This is a genomic window from Gordonia sp. NPDC003376, from assembly GCF_053589235.1.
This window is the reverse complement of record NZ_JBSFRM010000021.1, coordinates 23,840-29,853: the sequence shown is the minus strand read 5'-3', so window position 1 is coordinate 29,853 and position 6,014 is coordinate 23,840. Positions and strand designations below refer to the sequence as shown.

Below are 6,014 nucleotides of genomic sequence, written 5' to 3'. Positions count from 1 at the left end.
CACCGAGGGCGCCGGATGCGTCTACGTCAAACGGCTCGACCGGATCGATGAGCAGGTGCTCCGGTGCGTCCTGGCTCGGAATCCGAGCCAGGACGCAACCACTTGCGCCGGATATCTACTCGAACGGGACCGGCGGAAGGGTCACGACCTGCGAGGCGTAGCTGAGGCCCGCGCCGTAGCCGAGAAGCAGGGCGGTGTCGCCGGGCTTGGCCTTGCCGGTGGAGAGCAGGTCCTCCATCGCGAGCGGGATCGACGCGGCGGAGGTGTTGCCGGTGTACTCGATGTCGTTGGCGACGACGGCACCCTCACGGAGGTGCAGATTCTTGGCGAGCAGGTCGTTGATCCGCGAGTTCGCCTGGTGCGGGACGAACACGTCGAGCTCGGCGGCGTCGACCTTCGCGGCCTCGAGCGCACGCTGGGCGACCTTGCCCATCTCGAAGGCGGCCCAGCGGAAGACCGCGGTGCCCTCGAGACGCAGGAACGGACGCTGGACGCGGTCGCCGTCGAGGAAGGTGACCCAGTCGATGTCCTGGCGGATGGCGTCGTACTGGCTGCCGTCGCTGCCCCAGATCACCGGGCCGAGTTGCTGCTCGTCGGTCGGGCCCACCACCACGGCGCCGGCACCGTCACCGAAGATGAAGCAGTTGGTGCGGTCGGTCATGTCGAGGGCCACCGACAGCTGCTCGGCGCCGATCACCAGCACGTGGGTCGCGCTGCCGCCACGGACCATGTCGGAGGCCAGCGCCATGCCGTAGCCGAAGCCGGCGCAGCCGACGGTCACGTCGAAGGCGGGCACGCCGTTGCAGCCGAGCTGCGTTGCCACCGTGGTGGCGCCGGCGGGGGTGAGCAGCAGGTGGGTGTTGGTCGCGAGGATCACGGCGTCGATGTCGGAGCCGGAGAGCAGCGCATTGGCGATGGCCTTGCGGCCGGCATGGACGGCCAGCTGGGTGACGTCCTCGTCGCGGCGGGCGAACCGGCGCGACTTGATGCCCGTGCGGGTGTAGATCCACTCGTCGGAGGAGTCGATCTGCTGACAGATCTCCTCGTTGGTCACCACGCGTTCGGGACGGTATGCACCGATCCCGAGCATGCCGATGTTGTTCACCCCGGAGGTTTCGGCGATCACGGCCATGATGGTTCCTTCCGTTATGCGACCCGACATAGACCGTCTCACATTCGCTCCCTACTCGGAAGTAGTGGTGTCCTGTTCGACGGATCGGCGGGCGATCATCTCGTGGTAGCGGGCGCGGTCGGCGGTCATCTGGTGCCCGGGGTCGTCGGCGGGCGGGGCCATGCCGTGGGAGTGACATGAAGCCGCCCTGACCGCAGGTCGGCGACGACGTCGGCGAGCCAGGTCAGTTCCGCCTGCGCGAGGTCGCCGAACAGGGCGATGCCGCGTAGTGCGTGAGGGGGAGCATAAGGGTTGGCCGATGGATCGCCGTCGTCGCGGTGGCGACGCAGCTCCGTGGTGGCCCGCTGCAGGCGTTCGTCGAGGAGTTCGAGGCGGACCGAAACTGTCCGCTATTCGATGAATCCTGGTGTTCGAGCCGGTCAGTACCGGTGGATGTCGTCGGATGACAGATGTCGTTGCCGATGGATGTGGTGTACATCACCACCACATGTTCACAGTTGAATAGTCGGCGACAGTCGACGTGTCAGGTCACAGGAGAGCGATCATGATCCACGCACGAGGTCTCGTCCAGACCTTTCGCACCGGGCGGGGGAAGCAGAAACGCGAGGTGTGCGCCGTCGACGGCGTCGACCTCGACATCGCCGAGGGAGAGGTGGTCGGTTTCCTCGGTCCCAACGGTGCGGGTAAGACCACCACGCTCCGGATGCTCACCACGTTGCTCCGCCCCACGGCGGGCACCGCGACGGTCAACGGCTACGACGTCGTCGACGACGCGGTGATGGTGCGCCGCAGCATCGGTTACGTCTCGCAGGCCGGCGGGACCTTCAGTCAGGCGCAGGCAGGTGACGAGGTGGTCGACCACGGCATGCTCTACGGGCTCAGCCGCGCCGAGGCGACCCGCCGCGGCAAGGTGCTCTTCGAGAAGTTCCAGCTCGACGGACTCTGGGAACGCATGCCCAAGAACATGTCCGGCGGTCAGAAACGTCGCCTCGACATCGCGATGGGACTCGTCCACGACCCGACTCTGGTCTTCCTCGACGAGCCGACCACCGGACTCGATCCGCAGGCCCGCGCCAATCTGTGGGAGCACATCCGCGCCCTGCGCACCGAGCGTGGCGCGACGGTGTTCCTCACCACCCACTATCTCGACGAGGCGGACGAGTTGTCCGACCGGATCATCATCATCGACAACGGCAAGATCGTCGCCGCCGACACCTCCGACAATCTCAAGGCGCACGTGTCCGGGGATCTCGTCGACCTCGAGGTCACCGAACTCGCCCACGTCGGGGTGGCGGCCGCGAAGCTCGCGTCGATCGCCGGACACATCGAGACCGAGGGCCGCCACGTCCGCGGACGCGTGCGTCGCGCGGGCCGTGAGGTTCCGGGACTCCTCCGCGATCTGACCTCTACGGCAATCGAATTGGATTCCATCGAGGTCATCCGACCCACCCTGGACGACGTCTTCCTCACCATGACCGGACGGTCCCTGCGTGACGCCCAGGCCACCACCGAGGACGCCGTCGAGACCGAACTCGACAACGAGGGGGCACTCCGATGACCTTCCTGCGCGAATCCCAGATCGTCTTCCGCCGCCAGATCCGGATGAACCTCCGCAACCCCGCCTGGGTGCTCATCGGTGTCATGCAGCCGGTGCTCTACCTGGTGCTGTTCGGCCCGCTGCTCACACCCCTTGTCTCCCAGTTCCCCGGCGGCGCCGACAATGCCTACACCTTTCTCGTGCCCGGACTTCTGGTGCAGCTGGGCATGTTCGGTGCATTCTTCGCCGGCTTCAGCCTGATCGGCGAATGGCGCGAGGGCGTGGTGGAGGCCGAACGCGTCACCCCGGCCAGCCGCACCGCACTGCTCACCGGGCGGCTGATGCGCGACGTGCTGCAACTGTTCGTGCAGGCCCTGATCCTGGTGCTGCTCGGCTGGGCGATGGGGATGCGCGGCTCGATCGTCGGGGTGATCGTCGGCGTCGTGATCACCCTGATCATCGGCGGTGCGTGTGCGGCGTCGTCGAATGCGTTGGCGCTCACCACCAAATCCGAGGACGTGATGGCGCCCGTGATCAACATGGTGATGATGCCGGTGCTGTTGTTGTCGGGGATTCTGCTGCCGATGACGCTCGGTCCCGAATGGTTGCGCCACGTCAGTGCGATCATGCCGTTCCGATGGGTCGTCGACGGGGTGCGAGATGCGTTCGGCGGCAATGTCGCCACCATGGGCGTGGTGTGGGCCCTGGTCGCCTCGCTGGTACTCGGATTCCTCGGAACCTGGTGGGGCACTGCGGTGTTCCGGAAGGAAAGCGCCTAGGCCGTGACGGTCGGGCCGCGGATCAGGGATTCAGCGGATCAGGCCGATCAGGTCGGTGAGGACCAGTCCATGTCGCGCAGCCGGGCGATGCCGTCGATGAGGACGTCGAGCGCGAAATCGAACTCGAAGTCCTCGTCACAGCCCGTTGCCTGCGGGCGGCGGGCGCGGCTGTCGACGGTGATGGCGACGATCGCCGGATAGTCGTCGGGGTCGGGTACGGGACCGGTGCTGCGCCTTGGGGTCCCGGCCGACGGCGACCCGGGTGGACCGGTGAACAGCTCTGGGCTGAATCCCCAGATCCGGTTGCCCAGCAGGTGCATCACATGGTGGGTCAGGTCCGCGCTGAAGCCGGCGTCGAGGAAGATCTCGCTGACCCGCTCCATGTGATGCAGTACCGCGGCGGTCCGCACGGTGCGCGACTCCAGTGCGCGTCGTGCCCACTCGTGTTCGGTGACGACGCGTCGCGCGTTGTGCACTGTGTCGCGGATCGCCGACTGCCACTGCGTCGTCGGATGCGTGCGCGGCGTCGCCATCTCGTCGACCAGGGTGTCCACCATGCCGTCGAGAAGGTCCTCTTTGTCGGCGATGTGCTTGTACAGGGCCGTGGCCACCACGTCGAGCCGTCCGGCGAGGCCGCGCATGGTCACCGCATCGAGCCCTTCGGCGTCCGCGAGGTCGACTCCGGCGCGGAGGACCCGGTCGCGGGTCAGGGACTCTCGGGCGGGGGACTCGCGGGCGGGCTCACGGCTCGGGGGCTCGCGAGGCGGGCGCTGCACATGGTCTCCCAACCGTGGACTCCTTGACCGGTGAACAGCGTACACCTAGCCTGTACCGCAGTGGTGAACGCTGTACACCATCCGCACCAGGAGCCCCACATGTCCTCTCGTCGTCGTCTCGCTGTCGCCGCCGCGATCCTCTACCTCGTCACCTGGGTGACGTCGGTCGCGGCGGTCCCGCTCTACGGCGGGTCCGCCGCCGACTCGTCCGCCGCCCTCGGCGACCGCCATGCGGTCCTGCTCGCCGCGCTCCTCGAGGTCGTCCTCGCGGTCGCGGTGGTCGGAACCGCGGTCGCCCTGTTCCCATTGCTCCATCCGCACGGATCCGGATCGGCCATCGGGTACGTCGCACTCCGCACGCTCGAGGCCTCGGTGATCCTCGTCGGGGTGGTGTCGATCCTGCCCGCGGTGGCACGCCCCGCCACCTCCGCCGGGCCCGGGCTGGATCCGTCGTCGATCGACGCGCTGCACCTCACGCACGACTGGACCTTTGTCGTGGGACCAGGACTCATCAACCCGGTCACCGCCGTCGTCCTCGCCGCCCTCCTGCTGCGACACCGTCTCGTGCCCCGTGTGATCCCGTTGTTGGGCATCGTCGGCGGCGTCCTCGTCGCCACGATGAACGTCGGTGTGACGGCCGGTGTGATCAGCCCGCAGCCGGTGGCCGCCCTACCTCTGTTCGCCTGGGAGATCCTGCTCGCCGGCCACCTCCTCGTCCGCGGGATACCTGAGCCCGAAGCGGCGACCGGAAACCTCCCGGAGCCACATCCGATCAAGGCAGGACTCTGACATGACCCGCATCACACGCCGTTCCAACCTCGTCATCGCAGCTCTGGTCCTCGTCGCCGCCACCATGCTCCTACCCTGGTCCGTCGCAGAATGGTGGACCGCGACGACGTGGGACGGGCCCGGCGGCCTGGCGCACAGTGTGGGTGCCGGACTGGCCGGTGACTGGACGCATCGGATCGCCGTCCCCGGCGAGGGCCTGTCCGCACTCGCCGAACCAACTCGCTTCTGGCGGTGGTTCCACATCGTGAAGGCAGTTCTCGCCGTAGGAGTCCTCACCGTGTCGGTGCTGCTCGTCATCCGGTGCCGGCAAGGACGCGGGACGTCGGAATCCCGCCGCGCCGTGGTCATCCGCAGACTTCTGTGCTCCGCCGGTGTGGCGCTGGCCGGGCTGTCACTCATCACCGTGATCGCCAACATCCAGGGGGCAGTGGCCCCGCTCTCCTCGGTGATGTCGTTCCTGCCGCAGGCCGCCGACGACGCCTCGGTGCGTCCGGTCATCCCACAGGTGCGGGCAGATCTCGCCGGACCGACGAGATCTCCGGCGACCGACGTTCTGGTCCACGACTTCTCGAGCTATCACGGTGTGGTGGCCGTCCTCGCTGCGATGACCGCACTCGCCCTCGTGGCGATCGGTGTGCGCTTCCGCAGACGGCGCGCGACCGGAGTCCTCGCCCTGATCACGGCGACCGGCTTCGCCGTCCTCGCCGCGGCGAACCTCGGTACCGCCCTCGACCCGGCACCCGCGTTCGGCGCCTTCCTCGGCGGACTCTGACCCCGGCGTTCGTCACGGTGTCACCCGAGGTCGTCGACGCTGGTCGCCTTCGGTGCCGGGGGCAGCGTCACGGTGTCACCCGAGGTCGTCGAAGCTGGTCGCCTTCGGTGCCGGGGGCAGCGTCACGGTGTTACCCGAGGTCGTCGAAGCTGGTCGCCTTCGGTGCCGGGGGCAGCGTCACGGTGTTACCCGAGGTCGTCGAAGCTGGTCGCCTTCGGTGCCGGGGGCA

Annotated in this window: 6 protein-coding genes; 4 read left to right on the top strand and 2 right to left on the bottom strand. The window is 68.0% G+C overall.

Features of this window, described 5'->3' with window-relative positions; translation table 11 throughout:
• Nucleotides 1-115: 115 nt before the first annotated feature.
• Nucleotides 116-1,132 carry a beta-ketoacyl-ACP synthase III gene (locus tag ACWDUA_RS19000; protein WP_449752562.1) on the bottom strand — a complete coding sequence of 339 codons (1,017 nt, stop codon included), beginning with the start codon at nucleotides 1,130-1,132 and terminating at the stop codon, nucleotides 116-118.
• 544 nt (nucleotides 1,133-1,676) lie between these two features.
• Between ACWDUA_RS19000 and ACWDUA_RS18995 the strand changes: the two genes are divergently transcribed.
• The gene (locus tag ACWDUA_RS18995) at nucleotides 1,677-2,690 is read left to right on the top strand and encodes an ATP-binding cassette domain-containing protein (RefSeq protein WP_449752561.1); all 1,014 of its coding nucleotides are present in this window, start codon (nucleotides 1,677-1,679) and stop codon (nucleotides 2,688-2,690) included.
• On the top strand, nucleotides 2,687-3,448 hold the full coding sequence (locus ACWDUA_RS18990) for an ABC transporter permease (protein WP_449752560.1): 762 nt from the start codon (nucleotides 2,687-2,689) through the stop codon (nucleotides 3,446-3,448). Before ACWDUA_RS18995 ends, ACWDUA_RS18990 begins: the two co-directional genes overlap by 4 nt.
• Nucleotides 3,449-3,495: 47 nt before the next feature.
• Here the strand turns inward: ACWDUA_RS18990 and ACWDUA_RS18985 are convergent, their stop codons facing one another.
• The gene (locus ACWDUA_RS18985; RefSeq protein WP_449752559.1) at nucleotides 3,496-4,236 is read right to left on the bottom strand and encodes a TetR/AcrR family transcriptional regulator; all 741 of its coding nucleotides are present in this window, start codon (nucleotides 4,234-4,236) and stop codon (nucleotides 3,496-3,498) included.
• Nucleotides 4,237-4,323: 87 nt separating this feature from the next.
• Between ACWDUA_RS18985 and ACWDUA_RS18980 the strand changes: the two genes are divergently transcribed.
• The gene (locus ACWDUA_RS18980; RefSeq protein WP_449752558.1) at nucleotides 4,324-5,013 is read left to right on the top strand and encodes a DUF4386 domain-containing protein; all 690 of its coding nucleotides are present in this window, start codon (nucleotides 4,324-4,326) and stop codon (nucleotides 5,011-5,013) included.
• A 1-nt stretch (nucleotide 5,014) separates the two neighbouring features.
• The gene (locus tag ACWDUA_RS18975) at nucleotides 5,015-5,785 is read left to right on the top strand and encodes a hypothetical protein (protein ID WP_449752557.1); all 771 of its coding nucleotides are present in this window, start codon (nucleotides 5,015-5,017) and stop codon (nucleotides 5,783-5,785) included.
• Nucleotides 5,786-6,014: the final 229 nt, after the last annotated feature.

What these genes read in the sequence shown, in the direction of transcription:
- ACWDUA_RS18975 (WP_449752557.1), top strand. Translation starts at nt 5,015, where the DNA reads ATGACCCGCATCACACGCCGTTCCAACCTCGTCATCGCAGCTCTGGTC.
- ACWDUA_RS18990 (WP_449752560.1), top strand. Translation starts at nt 2,687, where the DNA reads ATGACCTTCCTGCGCGAATCCCAGATCGTCTTCCGCCGCCAGATCCGG.
- ACWDUA_RS18995 (WP_449752561.1), top strand. Translation starts at nt 1,677, where the DNA reads ATGATCCACGCACGAGGTCTCGTCCAGACCTTTCGCACCGGGCGGGGG.
- ACWDUA_RS18980 (WP_449752558.1), top strand. Translation starts at nt 4,324, where the DNA reads ATGTCCTCTCGTCGTCGTCTCGCTGTCGCCGCCGCGATCCTCTACCTC.
- ACWDUA_RS19000 (WP_449752562.1), bottom strand. Translation starts at nt 1,132, where the DNA reads ATGGCCGTGATCGCCGAAACCTCCGGGGTGAACAACATCGGCATGCTC.